The sequence below is a fragment of the Fibrella aquatilis genome (genome assembly GCF_017353255.1).
GTDB classification, from domain to species: Bacteria; Bacteroidota; Bacteroidia; order Cytophagales; family Spirosomataceae; genus Fibrella; species Fibrella aquatilis.
In genome coordinates, this window is sequence record NZ_JAFMYU010000017.1 from 140,470 (window position 1) to 159,770 (window position 19,301).

The following is a 19,301-nucleotide window of genomic DNA, read 5'->3' on the forward strand; positions in this document are numbered from 1 at the left end:
AACACGACTATGGTTATCAAGCATTTTCATAACGTCGCCGACGTCAGAAGGATCCTGCTGAAGGTGTCTGTACTGGCCTGTCTGTTGCAGGTAATTTTCTACCTCGACAACGTTGACTGCTGCATTGTCAATATACTGTCAATTGGCGTTAGCTACGCCGGGTTGTCGTATCTGTTCAGGCCGAAGATGCTGTATTACCCCATCTCGTTTATGATGCTGTTTGGCTATTTGCTCTCCTACTTCATTCTCCCGCCAATTATCACGCTGCTGGAAGGCAAACAGGTCATTAACAACCTGAAAAACCCGCTCGATATCTACCTGCACACAACGGCCCTGTTTGTGACCCTGGTGCTGACGCACATCATCTACCGGAATTTTAAGCCCACCCGCAACGTGGCCAAGTTTTACAGGACGGTCTACAGCAAACTAACCATTTTTCAGCCTCTTAACGTCAGTCAGGTCTTTCTGATGGGGTTTGCCAGCCTGTTTTTTATTTCCATCACGGCGCCGTTTAGGCACGTCAGCGGCAATGATGACACGCTTATCAAACTGCTGGAAGGCTTCTCCATCATTTCCTATTTGCCCTACATTCTGTTTGTGCCGAAGCTGTTTCCCGTAACCGGAACCATGAGCGAAGGACAACGCCGCTTACTCTACTTGTACCCTATCTCGTCGGTCATCGTGGGGATCGCGCAGAACCACCGGTCCGACATATTTTTCGGCTTCACCAACATTGGTTTGCTGCTGATTTTGGCCAACCTGTATGGCATGACAAAATCTATTGACAAATCGAAACTGCTGCTCTACGCGCTGGTTGGGGGAGTATTGCTGTTTGGTGTTCTGCCCCGTGTTGCCCTGAGCCTGGTGGCCGTGCGCGAAGACCGGACCGAGATGAGCACCTCTGAGTTGATCGCCAAAACCTTCGACGCCATGGGCGATGATGAGAAAATAAAAAGCACGCTCGCTTTTTACGAGGCCTCTGACACTTGGGACGAAAACTATGTCGACAACGTGTTTTTCTCCCGACTCTGTAACCTCAAATACGCCGACAACAGCATTGACATTGCCAACAACCTCATTGGCAAAGACAAGCAGAGCGTTATCGACATTGAAATTGACCGGGCGCTGAGCTGGTTTCCTACGCCAGTGATTGATTTGCTGGGCATGAAGGTGAACAAAAAGCAGGCGCTCTCTGGCTCCAGCGGCGACTTTCTGCTTCAGCTATTCACCGGCGACGACTGGGTAGTGGGTGGGTTCAGGGTGGGCAACCTGCTGGGGTCATCCTACGCCATCTTCGACTGGTGGTACCTGCTGGTGATTGGCGGTCTGGCACTATTGCTCTTCACCATTGTGGATCAACTGGTGCAGATCAACGTGACGCGGAACGATAGAGTAACCCAAAAAGGGCAGGTCAACGTCACGTTCAGCTATTTCGCAGGGCTTAAAACAGCTAACCTCTGTTTTTTCTGCACCAGCGCAGGCCCCGGCATCGAATCGATCTCTGAGTTCTTCGGCTTCTTTTTCCGGGGCTGGATTGAAGTGCCTTTCCTGATGTTTATCCTGATGGTCCTGCTGGTCAGGAGGAGCCCTGCTTACCTCAAAAAATCACCGGCTGGTCTGGCGGCTTAGTCTGTTTATAACCATGAATAGCAAAACCATTCTTGTTCACCCCACGGGCAACACATTTGTTCGGGCGCTCACGGCCTCGTTGCTGGAGAACGATATGCTGGCCGAATTCCACACCACGGTGACCACGTTTCCGGGCACTCTGCTGGAGAAACTTGGGCAGCTGCCTTACTTCAACGAGTTGCATCGTCGGCAGTATGATGCCGTGCTGAAGCCCTATTCGCACCAGTCGCCCTGGTATGAACTGGGTCGGCAACTGGCCAATATGTCGGGTTTTCGGCAGTTAACCCGCCACGAAACCGGCCCCTTTTCGGTCGATGCCGTATACCGGCAGCTGGACCGCAGAGTGTCTAAGCGCCTCAGCGCCAGCACCCACGGGCCAATAAACGCGGTATATGCCTACGAAGATGGCGCACTGGCTACCTTTACCGAGGCTAAAAAGCAGGGCATCAAATGCGTCTATGAATTGCCCATTGCCTTTTGGTCTACGGGTCGTCGGCTGATGCACGAAGAGGCCGAACGGCTTCCCGCCTGGGCCATTACCCTGGGCGGCGGCACCCAGGATTCGCCCGAAAAGCTGGAGCGCAAATGCCACGAACTGGAACTGGCCGACCTGGTGGTGGTACCCAGCTATTTCGTGAACGACTCGCTACCCAACTGGGCCAAAACCAAACAGGTCGTGATGGCCCCCTTCGGCACGCCCACGTTCACCACCCCCGCTACCGTGCCCGTCGCACCCACCGCCAACCGCCCGTTGCGCGTACTCTTTGCCGGGTCTATGGGGCAGCGCAAAGGACTAGGCGACTTGTTCGACGCCATCAAACTGCTCAACAGTTCGGCTATAGAACTTGTGGTGCTGGGGTCGCTACAGGCACCCATGTCGTTCTACCGCAGCCAGTTACCTCATTTCACCTACGAACCGGGTCGCTCTCACGCCGACGTACTGGCCCTGATGCGCAGCTGCGATGTGTTTTGCCTGCCCTCTATTGTAGAAGGCCGCGCCCTGGTGATGCAGGAGGCCATGAGCCAGGGCCTACCCCTGCTGATTACACCCAATACCGGTGGCCACGACCTGATTCAGGAAGGTAAAACAGGCTTCCTGATCCCTATTCGTTCACCAGCGGCCATCGCCGAAAAACTCCAGTGGTTTCTCGACAACCGCGCCGCCATACCCACCATGGGGCAGCTGGCGCAGCAACACGCAGCCACCTACACCTGGCAACAGTACGGCAACAGTATCGTGTCATCTATTAATGGGTGTTAGCTATTGTAAACCATCTCTCCACCATGCGTATCATTTTACTTGGAAACTACCTGCCTGATCGTCAACAGAGTATGCATCGGTTTGCGCTCATGTTGCAGGAAGGACTAGAAAAAGCGGCCGTCCAGACCGAAATCTGGTACCCCACGCTGCTGTTTGGCAAACTAACGAAAAGCACCACGTCGGGCCTGGGCAAATGGCTGAGTTACCTGGACAAATGGGTTGTTTTTTCGCTGCTGGTGTGGTGGCGCGTGAACGTGAGCAGGCGGGGCGAAAAAGACCTTCGGTTCCACATCTGCGACCACTCCAACGCGCCTTACCTGGGGGTGCTGCCCACCGACAGAACCGTGATCACCTGCCACGACGTGCTGGCCATTCGGGGGGCGCTGGGTCATGCCGATGCCTACTGTCCGGCCAGCAAAACGGGCAAGATCTACCAGAAATGGATTCTCAAGCACCTGACCAGCGCCCGGAAAATTGCCGCCGTCACCCAAACCACGCTCAACCAGTTGCAGGTGCTTGCTCCCGTTAACAGGCAACCCGAACAGCGTTGGCTGACCATCCATAACGCCTTCAATGCACCTTTTGCGCCTACTGTTAGTACCGAGGCCCAGCACCTGCTCTCCAGAGCCGGGCTACAAACCGACAAGCCTTTTATTCTGTACGTAGGGTCAGATTTACCCCGCAAAAACCGGTCGATGCTCCTCGACATGGTGGCCCAATTGGGCGATCAATGGCAGGGGTCTATCTGCTATGCCGGGCAGGCCGTAGAAGGCCGATTGGTTGACCACGCCCGGAAGCTAAACCTCCAGGAGCGGGTCGTATCGGTGGCCCGGCCAGACCATGCCACCCTTCAGGCGCTCTACAGCCACTGCGAGGCCCTGGTGTTTCCTTCTTTTTCGGAAGGTTTCGGCTGGCCCGTTATTGAGGCTCAGGCCTGCGAAGCACCCGTCATTTCCAGCACGCTGGCCCCCATGCCCGAAGTCAGCGGCGGGGCGGCTCTCTTTGCCGACCCCACCCGCCCGCACGAGTTTGCCCGCGCCCTGCTCACCCTTCAGGATGCCCGCGTTCGTTCCCAGCTCATCGAGCAGGGGCGTAGCAACTGCACCCGGTTTTCAGACCAGGCCATGATTAGTGCCTACCTGGACCTCCATCACGCTTAAACCCAACCCGTTATGCTGTTGAAAGCACTGACCGTTTTGTTGCCATGGTCCCTGAAACGAGTGGTGTTGAGGCGGTGGTTTCACTACGACATCCACCCTAGCGCCCGCATTGGCCTGGCCTGGGTATATCCCAGAAAACTAATCATGGCCGAAGGCAGCCGGATCGACCATTTCAACACGGCCATTCACCTCGACCTGATATCGCTGGCAAAAAATGCGTCTATTGGCCGGGGCAACTGGATCACGGGCATGTCGAAACACGAACACTCGCGGCATTTTCAGCACCAGGCCGACCGCCGGGCCGAACTGCACCTGGGCGAGTCGGCGGCGATTACCAAAAACCACCATATAGACTGCACCAACCTGATCGAGATTGGGGCGTTCAGCACCGTGGCGGGCTACAACTCGCAGTTGCTTACCCACTCTATCGACGTCACCACCAGTCGGCAGGACAGCGCGCCCATTCATATTGGTGCCTACACGTTTGTGGGTACCAACGTAGTCGTGCTGGGCGGGGCCAGTTTACCGGCCAGGTCGGTGCTGGGGGCAAAATCATTACTAAATAAATCCTTCACCGACGAGTGGGTACTCTACGGCGGCGTACCAGCCAAAGCCGTGAATACCATCTCACGCGAGGCAAAATACTTTACCCGGGCCGATGGCTTTGTCTATTAGCCTACCTCTATTACGCTTGCCCTCTTTATCCACTAGAACTGTGCTCTTTCAATGGAACAATGTTATGAACAAGCTCACTACGCTATGCGTGTACTACACATTATCAGCAGCATGGACCCCCTGTCTGGCGGGCCTTGCCAGGGTATCCGAACATCGTCGCCGGTGCTGGAAGCACTTCAGGTTTACCGCGAGATAGTCTGCTTCGATCCACCCACGGCTGCCTACCTGGGCACAGACCCGTTTCCCGTTCATGCGTTGGGTACGAGCAAAAACCAGTGGTTCTACAGCCCTAAACTAGCCCCCTGGCTGCGCGAGAATTTACATCGGTTCGATGTCGTGGTAACAAACGGCCTGTGGTCCTACCATTCGCAGGCGGTCAGAAAAGCCGTACGGCAGTATAACCGAATGGCAAAAGTTAAAAAGCCGCTCCAGTGGTTTGTCATGCCACACGGTATGCTGGACCCCTATTTTCAGCGTGCTGTTGACCGCAAACTCAAGGCCATTCGCAACTGGTTTTACTGGAAATTCATTGAACAGCACGTCATCAGTCAGGCCGATGGGATTCTGTTCACCTGCGAAACAGAACTGCTGCTGGCGCGGGAGACCTTCAGCCCCTACCGGCCCCAGCTTGAGCTCAACGTGGGCTATGGCATTGAGGCCCCGCCCCCGTTTGAGCAGGCTATGCAGGATGCGTTTCTGGCCCGATGCCCGGAGGTAGCCAATACGCCATTTTTGTTGTTTCTGAGCCGTATTCACCCCAAAAAAGGGGTTGACCTATTGGTAAACGCCTACATCGAGCTGAGCCAGCAACTGGCGTCGTCGGGTATGGAGCTGCCCAAACTGGTCATTGCCGGACCGGGGCTTGACACGGCCTTCGGGCAGTTGGTACAGCAGCTTGTGCAGCGGCACCCGGCCATTAGCGCCAACGTCTTTTTCCCGGGTATGCTGTCTGGCGCGGCCAAATGGGGGGCCTTTTATACCTGCGATGCCTTCGTGCTACCCAGTCATCAGGAAAATTTCGGGATCGCCGTGGCCGAAGCACTCGCCTGCGGTACGCCCACCCTCATCTCCGATCAGGTTAACATCTGGCGCGAAATAGCAGCAGGCGGTGGGGGCATTGTGGTGCCCAACACCCCGGCTGGAACGTTGCACCTGTTGCAGCAGTGGATCACGCTTACCCCCGCTGAGCGGAAAATGCTGGGCAGGCAGGCCCGCGACACGTTCGAGGAGCACTTCACTATCCGGCCCGCCGCCGAACGGTTCAAAGAAGCCGTCAGTAGCAAATTGCCTATGCTGAGACCCCTTAAACAGGCCGCCTAATTTTCCTTTTCTCAACAATCCGTCAATCAGGTTATGCTATCTCCTACCCTCACGGCACCCAAACCAGCCGCTGTAGCTGAAGATCCGTATCGGCAACCGGTCTTTTCCATCCAGAACAAACTACGTCGGCTGGTCTGGATCATGAGTTGGGCCTTGCTCTGTAGCTGGACGCCCCGGCCGTTGCACGCCTGGCGTATTTGGGTCATTCGCCTGTTTGGCGGGAAAATTGGCCGCCACAACGCCATCTATTCCAACTGCACAATCTGGGCACCGTGGCTGCTGGAAACAGAAGACGTGGTCATCATTGGCCCCAACGTAGAGGTGTACAATCCGGGTGGGGTCTACATTGGCCACCACGCCATTGTGTCGCAGCATGCTTACCTCTGCGGGGCCACCCACGACTACAACAGCCCGGCCTTTACTTACCTGCCAACCAAGCTGGTGCTGGAACCCTACGTCTGGATCTGCGCCAAAGCCGTGGTGCTCCCCGGCGTACGGTGTGCCGAGGGCAGTATTCTGGGGGCCGGGTCTATCCTGTCGAAACACACCAGGCCCTGGACCATCTACGCCGGCAACCCCGCCCGCCCCGTTAAAACACGGACCAATTTCACCGAATAAGATCATGGAAAGGATTAAAGGGATAGATACTATCCGTTTTGTGTGTGCACTCATTGTGGTGCTGGGCCATTTCGGTTTTCCAAAGCCAGACCTGGTCGCGTCGGCCAGTAACCCCATCCTGTTCGCGATCAATGGCTTTATCGACAACGCCTTCAACGGACCGGCGGCGGTTATCGTATTTTTTATCATCAGCGGCTTTTGCATTCATTACCCGTTTGTGGGGTGCAAATCGGTACCACTATATCCCTATTATAGTCGGCGTATTATTCGAATTTGTTTGCCAGCATTAATCGCTATGGGTGTATACAGTTTGGTGGGTTTGAAATTAACGGTACCTCATTATGGTGTATTCTGGAGTGTGATCTGCGAGCTGATTTATTATCTTCTTTATCCACTACTATTACAGGTCAGAAATAAGCTAAGCTGGGGCAAATTAATTCTGCCAAGTTTCGTTGTTTATTTTATGGTTTGTTTCACGAACCTCGATCAGATTGCCGCTGCCCAGAATAATTATATTGATCTGGGAGCGCTTACCTGGATTATTGGGCTACCCTGCTGGTTACTAGGGTGTTGGCTTGCCGAAAATTATCAGCTTTTCTCCTATACGGCTACGTCGCAAATCTGGATACTTCGGGCGGGTATTTTCTTCGCAAGTGTCTTTCTCCAGGTTATTAAATTCCACGTTCACTCGCCCTTTGCCAGCAATATATTTACCCTGAATGCATTTGCCTTTCCTGTGTGCTGGTGGCTGGGGCTAGAGATTATTTATTTCAAAGAACGGATCCCATCACCCATCCTGGAGCGGGCAGGCCGCTGGAGTTATTCGCTCTACATTATTCACCAGACTATACCGGCCATGATTACACTACTTGGAGTAGCCTGGCTACAGGGTGCTGGCTTAAAAATAGTGCAACTTGTAGTGGCCCTGGCGGTATCGTATGTTTTCTTTTTAGTAGTCGAAAAACCGTCGCATAAACTGGCAAAATACGTGAGCCGAGCCGTACGTCGGTCGTCTACCGCTGCCGCCCCCGTTCGCGCTGTATCCAATCGTGTATCATAGCCGCCATCCCGATGAACCTGTTAATCTACGATATCAACTACGCACCGGAACTCACGGGCGTGGGCAAATACACCGGCGAGATGGGGTCCTGGCTGGCTGCGCAGGGCCATACCGTAGACGTAATTACGGCCATGCCCTACTACCCCGAATGGCGGGTGCACCCTGCCTACCGGGGCCGGGGCTGGTTTACCGAACACATCGATGGCGTGACGGTGCATCGCTGCCCGCTCTACGTACCCAACAAGGTGACGTCGCTGAGCCGGGTGATCCACGAGTTTTCGTTTCAGCTCAGCAGCTTTCCGCTATGGCTACGACGTTGTTTTTCAACCCGTTACGATGCAGTCATCTGCGTAGCACCGCCGTTCCATGCCAGCCTGCTCCCCGTTTTATTTGCCAAACTGACCAACACGCCGCTCTGGATTCACTTGCAGGACCTGCAAATCGATATGGCCAAAGAACTGGGCATGTTTAAAAACGGACGCTTTATCGACCTGCTCTTTTCGGCTGAGGCCCGGATGCTGAAACAGGCCTCGGTGGTGTCGACTATCAGCGAGGGCATGATTCGGAAGGTGGCCGACAAGCGCGTGCTGACCGAAACACCGCTGCTGTTTCCCAACTGGGTAGATGAAACGGTGATCAGGCCCTTACCCCGCAGCCAGTCGCTCCGTGCCGAATTTGGGCTGAGCGACACCGACAAAGTGGTGCTGTATTCGGGTAGCCTGGGCGAAAAGCAGGGCCTGGAGTTGATCATGGAAGCCGCCCGGCATTTTCAGCAGCAGCCCGACGTAAAATTTCTGATTGTGGGATCGGGCGGGGGCAAAACGCGGCTCGAGGCCCTGGTGCAACAGCTTCAGCTCACTAACGTATACTTCCATCCGTTACAGCCCTACGAGAAGCTGGCGGCCCTGCTGGCCACGCCGGATGTTCACCTGGTATTGCAGAAAAAATCGGCCTCTGACCTGGTGCTGCCGTCCAAGCTGACGGGTATGCTGGCGGCGGGTGGGTGCGCGCTGGTATCGGCGGTACCGGACACTACGCTCTACGACGTGGTCAGTACGCACCAGATGGGCCTGCTGATTGAACCCGAATCGGCCCCGGCCCTCATTGCGGGCCTCACCCACGCGCTCACCACCGACCTGTCGCACTACCGGCATAACGCCCGCGCCTACGCCCAGAAGTACCTGAGCAAAGAGGCCATTCTGCGGCAGTTCGAGGCCGATCTGTTCCATCTTCAACAACGCTCACTGCCGCTTTCACTTGCCTAAAGGGATGCTGGATGCGTCCAGAATCCATCATTCAGCATACAACCAACGTATGAAACATCTATCTCCATGTTCGCTCCTCGGCTTGCTTGGCGCAATTTTGCTCACCCACGCAGCCGCGTTTGGTCAGTTTTATAACCGGCCCGTGGCCGACACCGCCACGGCGCAGGGGGTTCGGTACCGGGTAGCCCTGGGTGGAATTGCGGCCAGCAACGGCACCACTCCGTTCTGGATTCGCTCGAACCAGTTTGGCACTATTCCGTTCAATTCGCCCACGGGTCTGGCCAGTGTGGGTGCCGTGGGCATCTGGGGCGACCCCACCCAACGCCGACCCTACCTGAAAGCGGGTGTCGAGGTGGTGGCCAATCTGAACGGGGCTTCTCGCCTGGTGCTGCCTGAAGCCTACGCCGCCATTCGGTTCGGCCACGGGGAGCTGTATGTGGGGCGGCGCAAAGAAATCAACGGCCTCACCGACACTCTGCTCACCTCGGGTTCTGTTGCCTGGTCGGGCAATGCACTGCCTATTACCCAGATACGCCTGGGCACCAACGGCTTTGCCCCGCTGAAAATGGCGGGTGGGCTGTTTGCCGTCAACGCTTTCATCAGCCACGGCTGGTTTGCCAACACCGACTCTATGCGCAACGTGAAGCTGCACGCCAAATCGGTGTTTTTGCGCATTGGCAAACCCAACTGGAAAGTCCGGTTCTACGGGGGCATCAACCATTTTGTGCAGTGGGGCGGCGACTCGCCTTACCTGCCCAGCTTCGTGGCGAAAGAGGGGCACATCGCCAGCGACTGGAATGCCTACAAAAACGTGGTCTGGCCCGTAGGTGCCGTCAGTGGCAACGATGGGCAGATATCAACCATCGACTCGCTGAATCAGGTAGGCAACCATTTGGGATCTATCGACATGGGCATGGACGTTCAGTTTGCCCGGTCGAACCTGTACCTCTACTATCAGCATATTTACGAGGATGGATCGGGCGTAAAATTCCAGAATTTCCCCGACGGCCTGTTTGGCATTCGCTGGCGTAAAGACAGGCCCAGTTCACACCAGGCCGTGCAGCTAAAACAACTGACAGTTGAATTTTTGACGTCCATAAACCGCAGCGGTACATCGCCCATTTATGGCCGAGATAATTATTTTTTTAACGGTCAATACATTGAGGGTTGGGTACAGCAAAAAAACGTGATCGGCACGCCAATTTTCACCAGAACCAACGATTTACCGAATGATCTGCGGTACAATAATGAGTGGTTTAACCGAAAAATGGAAGTTACCGACAAAAACAAACCTGGCTGGGTATTGCCCGTAAATAATAATGCCGTACAAACCGTTCATTTGGGTCTATATGCCCTCGTGTCTGACCGTATACCAGTAGTTTTGCTCGTAACAGCAAATCGTTATTACGAATGGCCAAATACAAAAAAATACTACGATCAGCTCTATACCAGCCTTGAGGTAAACAATCTGTTACGCCTGAACGCCAGCGGCCTTCAGGCCGGCGTAAAGCTAGCCTTCGACAGCGGGCGTATTTTCAGCTCGAACCTGGGGGGTATGTTGACTATCCGGAAAGAGGGATTCTTCAGATAGACCTGTAACAAGAAGTAAGTCTATGAATCGCATTAAAAGCATCGATGGGCTACGGGCCATTTCAATTACCATGGTACTGCTGGGTCATGCGGCCCACACCCTGCCAAAATCCATTGCCGAATCACCAATTTATGCCTTTTTTTCCAATTCGGCCCTGGGCGTTAAAGTCTTCTTTGTCATCAGTGGCTACCTGATTACCAGACTGTTGCTGCTGGAAGAAAAGAAAACGGGCAGTATTCATATCGGACAGTTCTACATCCGGCGGGTGTTCCGAATTTTTCCCGTATTCTACCTGTACATCCTGGTTGTTTTACTGCTGAAATGGTTTGTTGTACCCGATATGTTCGGTAGTTATTCGCTGGTGGTGTTTGCCGGTTTGTATCTCTGGAATTACAAACATTTGCTGAGTGCACCCGTCAGCCCCGACGACAAAGGCAACTGGTTTTTTGGCCATTTCTGGTCATTATCAATGGAAGAGCAATTTTATTTACTCTGGCCATTAGCCTTTAAAAAATTGACTAAAATCAGGCTGATTCAGATTACAATCACACTCATTTTAGTGATGCCCATTATTCGACTACTTACATATTTTTTTGTTCCCGATAGTCGGGGCCAAATAGGTATGATGCTACATACCGGCGGCGACGCTATTTTGACCGGTTGTCTGGGGGCTTTACTAGAAAACAAAATCTTGAACAATCGACGTATACTCACACTGTTGCATAGTTGGTTATTTGTTACCGCGTTGTGCCTATTTCTATTTATCATTTCGCCCATGTTGAGTGGCCGGTACCAGGGGGCTTATTTTCTTCCCATTGGCATTACGCTCAACAACATGTCGATTCTATTTATTCTCCTATGGAGCATTCATGTTCCGTCGCGGGTGGCTACGGTACTGAACTCGGCGGCGTTTGTGCAGGTGGGTGTGCTGTCGTATTCACTGTACGTCTGGCAGCAATTGTTTCTAACGGATAAAGAAGGGTATTGGCCTGCTCAGTTCCCGCAGAACCTGTTGCTGGCCGTGGCGGCTGCCGTGTTCTCGTACTACGTGCTGGAGAAGCCAATTCTGAAGCTGAAAGACCGCTTCAAAGCCACCGCGGCCAAACCCGTACTCAGCCAACAGCCAGAAACTGGTGTGGTGGTGGGTCAGGCTGCTACGCCAGCCTAACGAGGGGTTGCTCTTTCAATTGGTACCAGACGGCACTTTCAACAATTTTTTGAAGTGCAGCAAGGTCAGCAGTGCGGTGCAGGTCGCTGCTGACAAAGCTAATGGCTCGATCCTGTAACAAACTCATAGCCAGTGTTTTAGCCTGCGGCCCATAACGTCCTGCCAGCGAGAGCAGGTTCAGCTGCAGTAAACAGCCCTGGTCTCGAAGCTGTGTTAACCGGCCGGGGTCGGTCTGGTAGTAGCGGTAGCGTTCGGGATGCGCCAAAACGGGGGTATAGCCTTTGAGCTGCATAGCAAACAGCCATTGGTCGAGTTGCATGGGGGCCGCTGCCCAGCCCGTTTCGACCAGCACGTACCGGGCCGACCCGAAGGAGAGTAGTTCGTCGGTACGCAGGAGCACGTCAAACTGCTCATCGAGGAGGTATTCAGCGGCCACGGTCAGGTCGATGGGCAGGTTGGCTTCGGCCACGGCCTGCCGAACGGTTTCGCCCAACGCCCTGATCGCCTGCGCTGTGTTGGGGTAGTAATCCTGACTGACGTGGGGGGTGCAGATAACGCGCCGGATGCCCCATTCGGCATACTGCGTCAAACAGGCCATGGTGTCGTCGAGGGTGGTCAGCCCATCGTCAATACCCGGCAAAAGGTGATTGTGCATATCGACCATCCAGACCGCTTCCATGCGTTCGCGCAGCCCGGCACTGTCAGGGGCGAGCGAAAACAACTGTTTAAACGACTGTACCAGACTGTCTACACGCATGGAAAAGAAACCAATGAAGTAAGTGAAGATACGCGATAACACCCAAAACAGATTACCTCAACGTAAGCCTCATCGTAGCCCATGCACCTACTCCTGGTTAGTACTCTCATTTCCAGCCTCTACGGGTCGTTGCCAACCAATCAGCACCAACCCCACGACACCACCGGCCAACGAAGCACGCAATCTGTTCAGGTGCAGCTTGGCACGACGGGTGCCCGCCTCTATTACTACCACAGTCTGGGAAAAGCCCAGCGCGTTAGCCTGCGCCTGGGCGCGCATTACCTGGCCTATCAGAAGCCCTTCAATGTGGCCATCGACAAGACGTCGAGCATCACGATCAGGCCCGACCTGCGGATCAATGCCACGGAGGTGAGCCTGAAATGGCAGGTGTTTCCCCGGCGGTCGCTGTACCTCACAGGGGGCATTTCCTATAACTGGCGGCCGTCGCTGGGTTTCATGCTAAACACCAGTAGCGATCTAAACCTCAGCGGGTTGGTGCTGAAAGCAGACGACATCGGCACGGTGAACATCAACTTCACCTGGCAGTCGGTGATGCCCTATGCGGGCATTGGTTTTGGACGAATCAGGACCAGACGCCGGTTTAGCACGGGCCTGGAACTGGGCGTCTTTTACCTGGGCAAGCCCACCGTTACCCTCGACTCAGACGGGGCGCTCAACAACACCACCCTTGCCGATCAGTTGCCCGCCATCAACCGCAACCTTTCCGGGTATCGTTATTTGCCCTCGCTGAACGTCACGCTGACTTACCAACTCAACAGGCCTAACTAACCAACGCCACCCATGAATCGTACTGTTCTCTGTTACCTGCTATTGAGCCTGTTGATAGCCCTGGATGCCTGCCGCAATCCCCTGGATGGTGTTACAATCCGGCTGAAAGATCCGCTACAGGCGGGAATAGTAGATTGCCGCCTGTACGACCCGTCGGGTAATCCCCGGCCCGGCACCACCCAGATCATCCTGGCCGGACCCGATGCGGGCGAGGTGGTGACGACCCTCAACACCAGGAACTTCAAGATCAACAGCGACGGCGTGTTGCTACTGGCCCCCTCGCCCAACGTGTTGCCCTCGGCCGCCGACCCGGTTCGGTTTACGCTGGCGCTCGAAACACCGGGCTACCTCACTGTAGTGCAGCCATTTATCATTGCCAATAATAACCGACAGGGACGATACATGCCCCTTATTAGCCTGACAAGACCCCCCGAAAGCGTAACCCCCGCCCAACTGGAGGCAGGGCAGGGCGGTGCCGATGGTGCGTTGTTGGCCGGTGTTTCGCTAACTACCAGGCCCAGCCTACCTGCGGTAGACCGGGCCGGTATAGCTCTTCAGCCGGGCACCGTATGTACCGACCGCGAGGGTGCTGCCGTGGCTGGTATGCTCACCGCCCAACTGATCCACACCAACGCACGGACTAACAACCCAGGGGCACAATTGCCGGGCGGTACCATCCTCGACAATGTGGCAGGCTTTAGCGGTGGTACCCTGCCGGGTACGATGCGCCTGCAAACCATTGCCGGTTCACTCACCGTGACGCTCTACAACGAGGCCTATCAATTGGTCAATACACTATCGAAACCAATACACCTGACCATGGAGCTGAATCCGGTTACGACGAACCAGGCGAAAGGCCGGATTATTCAGGTAGGCGATAGTATTCCGCTGTTTCGGTACGACGCTCAGGAGCGTAGCTGGCAACAGGTACGGCCGGGGGTGATCCTGCGCGATGACGTCACCGGCCGTCTGGTGCTGCACAGTGACGTGAGCAAAACAGGAGCCTACATTGCAGCCTGGACACAGTCGGTGTGCAAACTTGGCCCGGTGTTTAGGGTAAGCAGCAAGCTCAGCAACGTAGACGTGAATTACTTTTGCCAACTCGTTGATGCACAGACGAATAATCTGATAAGTCAGTTCTACACCAACGTAAACAACGGCATTACTATCAGCATCTACGACCAGGAGCCGGGGCGGCGCTATAGGCTGCGTGTCTTCGACCAAACCGATGCCTGGGGCAAAGGCACCAAAGGCGGGCTGATGGGTGAATCGGGCGTGGCCGAGTCCTGCAACGCCACGCCCGTGCCGATCAATCTGAGCGAGTTACCCGTTCCGGCGGCCACCAAACTCGATTTCCAGTTTTCCTGCCCCGCCGGCAAGGCACTGGACGAAGCCTCGCTGCCGTCGCTGGTGAAAGCGCAGTATAGCGAGGTAGGCAAAGAAAACTGGCAGGACCTGCTCACCGCCACCAAAACCCAGCGCAGTGTGATGTCCTACAAAATTCAGGTGGGCAAACGCTACGACTTCCGCGCCAGCCTCGACGGCGGAGCCACCTGGCTCCTGCGCCAGAATGACTACCTGGTCGATAAACCCGAATGGACGTTTAAAATCAAGTCGGAGATATATTGTAAGTAGTGATTGGTCATCAAATGACTAATCACTACTCCACTTTCAGCAGATCAATTTTAAAGATCAGGATTGAGTTGGCCGGGATACCGTTTTGGGCAGCGGAGCCGTAGGCCAGGCTGGGCGGCAAATAGAGCGTGATGCTGCCACCGGGAGCCACCAGTGGAATCCCCTCCTGCCAGCCTATAATCAGCTGACTAAGCCCAAACGTGACGCCATTGCCACTGTCGAATGTGCTGTTGTTGGTCAGCTTGCCGCTGTAATTGACCGTCACCGTCGAGCAAACCGTAGGCTTCGTACCCGCCCCCGTCGACTGAATGCTGTAGTAAAAACCCCGGCCATCGGCGGTGGCGGCAATCTTGTTATCGTCGATATATTTTTTCAGGGTGGCAATTTCCGTATCGGGTGCTTTGATCGTCACCGTCGCGGCATTACAGGGTGTTTGATCAGCCTGTTTGCAGCCGGTGGCCAGGAGGGCACCCAGCAGGATCGTAAACGCGTATTTTTTCATCGTAATTCGGTTAGCCGCAAAGTTACGGCGTAGTTTTGCAGCACTATGGAAAAGAATAATTTTCGTCGTTCGTTTGGCGCGGGCCTGACCATCCTGGGGGCCGTGGTAATCCTGTTTGCCTGCGTGGCGTTCCTCTCCGACGGTAAGCCTACCCTGGGCCTCGACGTATCGCGTGGCGAAGCCGCCGCCCCCTTCATCGTAGGCCTGATCTTCTTCGGCGCTGGTTTTAACTTGATCAATAACTCTTAATAATGTACAATGTATAATGAACAATGTACAATGGCTTCGCCAGAGAACCTTTGCGGTAGCTGGCGAAGTCATTGTACATTGTTCATTATACATTGTACATTATTTTTTCGCCGTTAGTAGCCAGCCGTAGGTATTCTTCGGTTGTGGCAGCCCGTCGGGCTGGAGTTGCAGGTACATCAGGTGCAGGTGCGTTGGCGAGCGGGCTTTGTAGGCGTTAAGGCCGGAACGGCCCACCTCGCCCAGCTTCTGGCCCGCCTGCACCCAGTCGCCCATGGCCACGTTCACCACCTTGTTGTGGGCGTAGTAGAACAGGCCATCGCGGACGGGGTCATACACCCAGATCCAGTTGCCGCCCCGGTACTCCTGCCCCGGTGTCCAGCCCGTTTCCACCGCCAGCACCAGCCCCTCGCCCATAGCCAGCACGTCTACCGGCGCACCCGTGCGGTCGTCGATACAATCCTGATTCTGGTCGCGGATGAAAATGTCCTGGGCCGGGTGGCTACCCCGCACCTTATAGTCGAACAGGTCGAAGCCGTTGCCCCGGTAGCCTTCGCCGTGCGTGCCACCAATGGCCCCTGCCGCATAGCCTCGTAGCGGAAATGCCATGGCCGTGCGGATGCGCCCACCGATGGTAGTTGTGTCCGGGAAATTCGCGTTAGACCGGTAATAGTTGCGTAACCCCTGCATAACCTGACTAAACACGGCCCGCGCCGAATCAGGGGCAATGGTCTGCTCCCTGATTTCTACATATAGGGTGTTAAAACGCTGACAGTGCGCGTAGGGCGTAGCGCCGGGGGCAAGGAGCGCCGGTATTTGCGACGAAGCAACGCTGACGCACCCCAGCAATAATACCAGCAGGACACTGGTTAAACGACTAACAGGCGGCATGAGCAGGTAAGAATCGGCTATCGGTGAGGGTAAGTTTCCTACAAACATACACCCGGAAGGCCACCTGATAGGCTAACTGCCCTACCTATGGGCAAAAGACTTTATAGAACGTGTAGCTCAGCGTAAGGGCCACAAACGTATACTGATCTTTGGTATCGGGGTCGCTCTGGTTCAATCGGGAGGCACCGGCGGCAGGCTGCTTTAGCCCATCGAGCGAATCTGAGAAGGTAAACCGGGTGCCCCATTCTAAGCCCAGTGTCCAGGGCCGGTGAAATTCATATTTAACCCCCACGCCGAGCGGAAAAGCGATGTTTACGGGGCCTTCACCCGGCTGACGCAGGCCATGCGTAAACACGCCGATGCCCCCAAAAGCGTAGGGCGTCCAGTTTTTCACATTCCGCAGTGGTGTATAATTTCTGAATTTGTATTCGCCCAGCACGGCAAACTCCCGAACGGTATTGCGAAACGAGGCCCCCCGCGCCTGCTGAAAGGGGTCGGTAGTCAGGCTATCGACACCAATGAGTCGGCCGGTGCTTACCTGCACCCGCACGGCAAACGAGCGCGTGGGGTGATAGCGAAAAAAAAGCCCGCCACCCGGCTGTACAAACCGCGGGTTTAGCGTGGGCGACACATCGCCTTTATAGAGCATGCCACCCAACGCCCCGCCGACTTCAATCGTTTGCGAATAACCCAGCACCGGTATCAGCAACAAACCCACCAAAAACAGCCGAACGTGGACAGGGGCTAGGGGCATCTGATTTTGGCGGGAATGATGTAATGGATCTGGAAGCTGGTGAGCAGGTAGGAGTCTTTGATAGGCAGTCGGCTGGCTCCGCCCCGCGCTGTTTCGTTAGCGGGGTTGCCGCCCGCTGCAATGATCTTATCGATACCCGGCTGCCGACTCTCGCCTGTGCGGGCGGCCACAAGTTCCTGGGTCCGGTTTGAAAAAGACTTGGCCAGTGGCGATTCCAGGTCGTTCGGATTCGGGTATGGCCCGCCTACATCGTCGAGGTAGTCAGTGAAGGTGGGAGCAAATCGCACCTCTGCCCCCAGATTGAACGACTCATTGAGGGCATACCGAACGCCCAGCCCTACTGGGATGGAGACCGTCACCAGCGAATAATTTTTGCCATAGCCGGGCAGCCCCAGGCCTTCGGTATGCAGCGGTTGAAGCGCTACCCACTGCTGAGGACCATCGGCACTGCCTGCCGGGGTATAGCCCATAGGGTTATGCCCTACCAAAGCTACGCCCAGCAAAAAGTACGGCGCTACTTTGGGACGTTCGCGGGGAGTGCGGCCACCCGGAATAAAATCATACGTACCAATGAGTGCAAACTCTTTCAGGTCGTTCCGAAAGTGGAGGTTTCGCACAAAAAACGACGCATACGTTACCGGGTCACCCTTGCTAAAGGTGTAATCGTCGCCGGTGATTCGTGCCCAGGTAAACGAAGCCCGTGCGCTGATTCGGGGGGTAAAATGCCGGGTATACATCAGGCCCACATTCCAGCGGGGCAGGGTAAACAGGCTCTTCAGCGGGCGGCTGATACCGGCCAGGTCACCAAAGTAGGTGGAGGTACCGGCGCCAAAACCCACTTCCGAATAAGGTAAAAAATTGGGGTTTTGTCGGCTCTGCGCTAACCCTTCATTGCTAACCACACCAACCAGCAGCACCGACAAAAATCCCCAGGTAGTTATGTTTCGGTATGTCATGTAATTTAGTCCAGACTAGGTTGTCCCAATCCAATCGGTTTGTTCAGAAAACGGCAGGTAAGGTGAAATATTGGCGAATAAACGCTTTTTCTACAGAGCAGCCCCGGTTTAGTTGCGCACGTCGAACCCCCAGTTGAGCTTGCTGCGTAGGGTATTCAGGAAGTTGTCGTCGCTGAGCTTGACAAGTTTAGCCGAAAAACGCTCGCGCTGCACGTGCAGTTTGGTGGCCACGTCGACAGTAGTTGAGCGCGAGTCGAGTGCTATGAGGAAGTTGCCACTCCGGCTTTCTACTTCAAACGACAGCTTGCACGAATCCATGATCACCATGGGCCGCACGTTGAGGTTATGAGGGCTAATAGGCGTGATAATGAAATTGTTGGTATGGGGCAAGAGCACCGGCCCGCCGCAACTAAGCGAGTAGCCCGTGGAGCCGGAGGGTGTGCAGACAATGATGCCGTCGGCCCAGTAGGAATTCAGAAACTCACCGTCCAGATAGGTATGCACCGTAATCATCGACGAGCTTTGGGTGCGCGTGATGGTGAAATCATTCAGCCCAAACGGAATGCCCTCGAAAATGTCGGTGTCGCACTGCACACTGACCAACGACCGCTCGTCGATAGTGAATTTCTGGTGCATCAGGGCGTGGAGCATGAACTGGATCCCCCCCGGCGACACCGTGGCCAGGAACCCCAGCCGACCAATATTGATGCCCACAATGGGAATTTCGCGCTCCCCCACCTGCGACACCACGTCGAGTAGGGTGCCGTCGCCGCCCAGACTAAAGGCAAAATCAGCATCGAACAAATCTTTGGGGCTGGCGTAAGTACTATGGCTGTTATGCGCCACGCCCATCTCGTCGAGCGCCCGGCGGTATACGTCCGAGAGTTGGACGTCAATGCCGCGGGCCGCCAGCGTATCGAACATCGACTGTACAAAAGGCCGGGCCGGTTCTGGCAGCGTACGTCCGTGAATGGCAATTTTCATGAGAAAATAGTCGTAAGTCACAAGTCGATAGTCGTAAGTC

At 55.1% G+C, this 19,301-nt stretch carries 19 protein-coding genes; 13 read left to right on the plus strand and 6 right to left on the minus strand.

Features of this window, described 5'->3' with window-relative positions:
• Window positions 1-9: 9 nt before the first annotated feature.
• The 10 genes from J2I48_RS19410 (at window position 10) to J2I48_RS19455 (ending at window position 11,747) form a co-directional block, all read left to right on the plus strand.
• On the plus strand, window positions 10-1,629 hold the full coding sequence (locus tag J2I48_RS19410; RefSeq protein ID WP_207337146.1) for a hypothetical protein: 1,620 nt from the start codon (window positions 10-12) through the stop codon (window positions 1,627-1,629).
• 13 nt (window positions 1,630-1,642) lie between these two features.
• Complete coding sequence (locus tag J2I48_RS19415) at window positions 1,643-2,890, plus strand: glycosyltransferase family 4 protein (protein ID WP_207337147.1); 1,248 nt, start codon at window positions 1,643-1,645, stop codon at window positions 2,888-2,890.
• Window positions 2,891-2,913: 23 nt separating this feature from the next.
• Entirely contained in the window at window positions 2,914-4,050 is a 1,137-nt protein-coding gene (locus J2I48_RS19420; RefSeq protein WP_207337148.1) for a glycosyltransferase family 4 protein, read from the plus strand.
• 12 nt (window positions 4,051-4,062) lie between these two features.
• Window positions 4,063-4,725, plus strand: coding sequence for an acyltransferase (locus J2I48_RS19425; protein WP_207337149.1), 663 nt, complete (start codon window positions 4,063-4,065; stop codon window positions 4,723-4,725).
• 84 nt (window positions 4,726-4,809) lie between these two features.
• Window positions 4,810-6,045, plus strand: coding sequence for a glycosyltransferase (locus J2I48_RS19430; protein WP_207337150.1), 1,236 nt, complete (start codon window positions 4,810-4,812; stop codon window positions 6,043-6,045).
• Window positions 6,046-6,078: 33 nt separating this feature from the next.
• A complete protein-coding gene (locus J2I48_RS19435; protein WP_229376514.1) occupies window positions 6,079-6,663 on the plus strand; it encodes an LbetaH domain-containing protein in 585 nt (194 codons plus the stop codon).
• A 4-nt stretch (window positions 6,664-6,667) separates the two neighbouring features.
• Window positions 6,668-7,723 carry an acyltransferase family protein gene (locus J2I48_RS19440; protein WP_207337151.1) on the plus strand — a complete coding sequence of 352 codons (1,056 nt, stop codon included), beginning with the start codon at window positions 6,668-6,670 and terminating at the stop codon, window positions 7,721-7,723.
• An 11-nt stretch (window positions 7,724-7,734) separates the two neighbouring features.
• A complete protein-coding gene (locus tag J2I48_RS19445) occupies window positions 7,735-8,988 on the plus strand; it encodes a WcaI family glycosyltransferase (RefSeq protein WP_207337152.1) in 1,254 nt (417 codons plus the stop codon).
• 49 nt (window positions 8,989-9,037) lie between these two features.
• On the plus strand, window positions 9,038-10,579 hold the full coding sequence (locus tag J2I48_RS19450) for a capsule assembly Wzi family protein (protein ID WP_207337153.1): 1,542 nt from the start codon (window positions 9,038-9,040) through the stop codon (window positions 10,577-10,579).
• Window positions 10,580-10,601: 22 nt separating this feature from the next.
• A complete protein-coding gene (locus tag J2I48_RS19455; RefSeq protein ID WP_207337154.1) occupies window positions 10,602-11,747 on the plus strand; it encodes an acyltransferase family protein in 1,146 nt (381 codons plus the stop codon).
• Here J2I48_RS19455 and J2I48_RS19460 read toward each other — a convergent pair.
• Window positions 11,734-12,504, minus strand: a complete 771-nt coding sequence (locus J2I48_RS19460; protein WP_229376522.1) for a tyrosine-protein phosphatase — start codon at window positions 12,502-12,504, stop codon at window positions 11,734-11,736. The genes J2I48_RS19455 and J2I48_RS19460 overlap by 14 nt on opposite strands.
• A gap of 81 nt (window positions 12,505-12,585) precedes the next feature.
• Between J2I48_RS19460 and J2I48_RS19465 the strand changes: the two genes are divergently transcribed.
• A complete protein-coding gene (locus J2I48_RS19465) occupies window positions 12,586-13,293 on the plus strand; it encodes a hypothetical protein (protein ID WP_207337155.1) in 708 nt (235 codons plus the stop codon).
• Window positions 13,294-13,305: 12 nt separating this feature from the next.
• Entirely contained in the window at window positions 13,306-14,928 is a 1,623-nt protein-coding gene (locus J2I48_RS19470) for a hypothetical protein (protein ID WP_207337156.1), read from the plus strand.
• A gap of 25 nt (window positions 14,929-14,953) precedes the next feature.
• Here J2I48_RS19470 and J2I48_RS19475 read toward each other — a convergent pair whose 3' ends face one another.
• A complete protein-coding gene (locus J2I48_RS19475) occupies window positions 14,954-15,430 on the minus strand; it encodes an FKBP-type peptidyl-prolyl cis-trans isomerase (RefSeq protein ID WP_207337157.1) in 477 nt (158 codons plus the stop codon).
• Between the two features lie 45 nt (window positions 15,431-15,475).
• Between J2I48_RS19475 and J2I48_RS19480 the strand changes: the two genes are divergently transcribed.
• Entirely contained in the window at window positions 15,476-15,679 is a 204-nt protein-coding gene (locus tag J2I48_RS19480; protein ID WP_207337158.1) for a hypothetical protein, read from the plus strand.
• A gap of 99 nt (window positions 15,680-15,778) precedes the next feature.
• Here the strand turns inward: J2I48_RS19480 and J2I48_RS19485 are convergent, their stop codons facing one another.
• From J2I48_RS19485 to J2I48_RS19500, 4 genes are all read right to left on the minus strand, one after another.
• Window positions 15,779-16,567, minus strand: coding sequence for a M23 family metallopeptidase (locus tag J2I48_RS19485; protein ID WP_207337159.1), 789 nt, complete (start codon window positions 16,565-16,567; stop codon window positions 15,779-15,781).
• Window positions 16,568-16,652: 85 nt separating this feature from the next.
• Entirely contained in the window at window positions 16,653-17,321 is a 669-nt protein-coding gene (porG, locus tag J2I48_RS19490; RefSeq protein ID WP_207337160.1) for a type IX secretion system protein PorG, read from the minus strand.
• Entirely contained in the window at window positions 17,312-18,277 is a 966-nt protein-coding gene (locus tag J2I48_RS19495) for a hypothetical protein (protein ID WP_207337161.1), read from the minus strand. Before J2I48_RS19495 ends, porG begins: the two co-directional genes overlap by 10 nt.
• Before the next feature lie 108 nt (window positions 18,278-18,385).
• Complete coding sequence (locus J2I48_RS19500) at window positions 18,386-19,261, minus strand: NAD kinase (protein ID WP_207337171.1); 876 nt, start codon at window positions 19,259-19,261, stop codon at window positions 18,386-18,388.
• Window positions 19,262-19,301 lie beyond the last annotated feature (40 nt).

What these genes read in the sequence shown, in the direction of transcription:
- J2I48_RS19410 (WP_207337146.1), top strand. Translation starts at nt 10, where the DNA reads ATGGTTATCAAGCATTTTCATAACGTCGCCGACGTCAGAAGGATCCTG.
- J2I48_RS19415 (WP_207337147.1), top strand. Translation starts at nt 1,643, where the DNA reads ATGAATAGCAAAACCATTCTTGTTCACCCCACGGGCAACACATTTGTT.
- J2I48_RS19420 (WP_207337148.1), top strand. Translation starts at nt 2,914, where the DNA reads ATGCGTATCATTTTACTTGGAAACTACCTGCCTGATCGTCAACAGAGT.
- J2I48_RS19425 (WP_207337149.1), top strand. Translation starts at nt 4,063, where the DNA reads ATGCTGTTGAAAGCACTGACCGTTTTGTTGCCATGGTCCCTGAAACGA.
- J2I48_RS19430 (WP_207337150.1), top strand. Translation starts at nt 4,810, where the DNA reads ATGCGTGTACTACACATTATCAGCAGCATGGACCCCCTGTCTGGCGGG.
- J2I48_RS19435 (WP_229376514.1), top strand. Translation starts at nt 6,079, where the DNA reads ATGCTATCTCCTACCCTCACGGCACCCAAACCAGCCGCTGTAGCTGAA.
- J2I48_RS19440 (WP_207337151.1), top strand. Translation starts at nt 6,668, where the DNA reads ATGGAAAGGATTAAAGGGATAGATACTATCCGTTTTGTGTGTGCACTC.
- J2I48_RS19445 (WP_207337152.1), top strand. Translation starts at nt 7,735, where the DNA reads ATGAACCTGTTAATCTACGATATCAACTACGCACCGGAACTCACGGGC.
- J2I48_RS19450 (WP_207337153.1), top strand. Translation starts at nt 9,038, where the DNA reads ATGAAACATCTATCTCCATGTTCGCTCCTCGGCTTGCTTGGCGCAATT.
- J2I48_RS19455 (WP_207337154.1), top strand. Translation starts at nt 10,602, where the DNA reads ATGAATCGCATTAAAAGCATCGATGGGCTACGGGCCATTTCAATTACC.
- J2I48_RS19460 (WP_229376522.1), bottom strand. Translation starts at nt 12,504, where the DNA reads ATGCGTGTAGACAGTCTGGTACAGTCGTTTAAACAGTTGTTTTCGCTC.
- J2I48_RS19465 (WP_207337155.1), top strand. Translation starts at nt 12,586, where the DNA reads ATGCACCTACTCCTGGTTAGTACTCTCATTTCCAGCCTCTACGGGTCG.
- J2I48_RS19470 (WP_207337156.1), top strand. Translation starts at nt 13,306, where the DNA reads ATGAATCGTACTGTTCTCTGTTACCTGCTATTGAGCCTGTTGATAGCC.
- J2I48_RS19475 (WP_207337157.1), bottom strand. Translation starts at nt 15,430, where the DNA reads ATGAAAAAATACGCGTTTACGATCCTGCTGGGTGCCCTCCTGGCCACC.
- J2I48_RS19480 (WP_207337158.1), top strand. Translation starts at nt 15,476, where the DNA reads ATGGAAAAGAATAATTTTCGTCGTTCGTTTGGCGCGGGCCTGACCATC.
- J2I48_RS19485 (WP_207337159.1), bottom strand. Translation starts at nt 16,567, where the DNA reads ATGCCGCCTGTTAGTCGTTTAACCAGTGTCCTGCTGGTATTATTGCTG.
- porG (WP_207337160.1), bottom strand. Translation starts at nt 17,321, where the DNA reads ATGCCCCTAGCCCCTGTCCACGTTCGGCTGTTTTTGGTGGGTTTGTTG.
- J2I48_RS19495 (WP_207337161.1), bottom strand. Translation starts at nt 18,277, where the DNA reads ATGACATACCGAAACATAACTACCTGGGGATTTTTGTCGGTGCTGCTG.
- J2I48_RS19500 (WP_207337171.1), bottom strand. Translation starts at nt 19,261, where the DNA reads ATGAAAATTGCCATTCACGGACGTACGCTGCCAGAACCGGCCCGGCCT.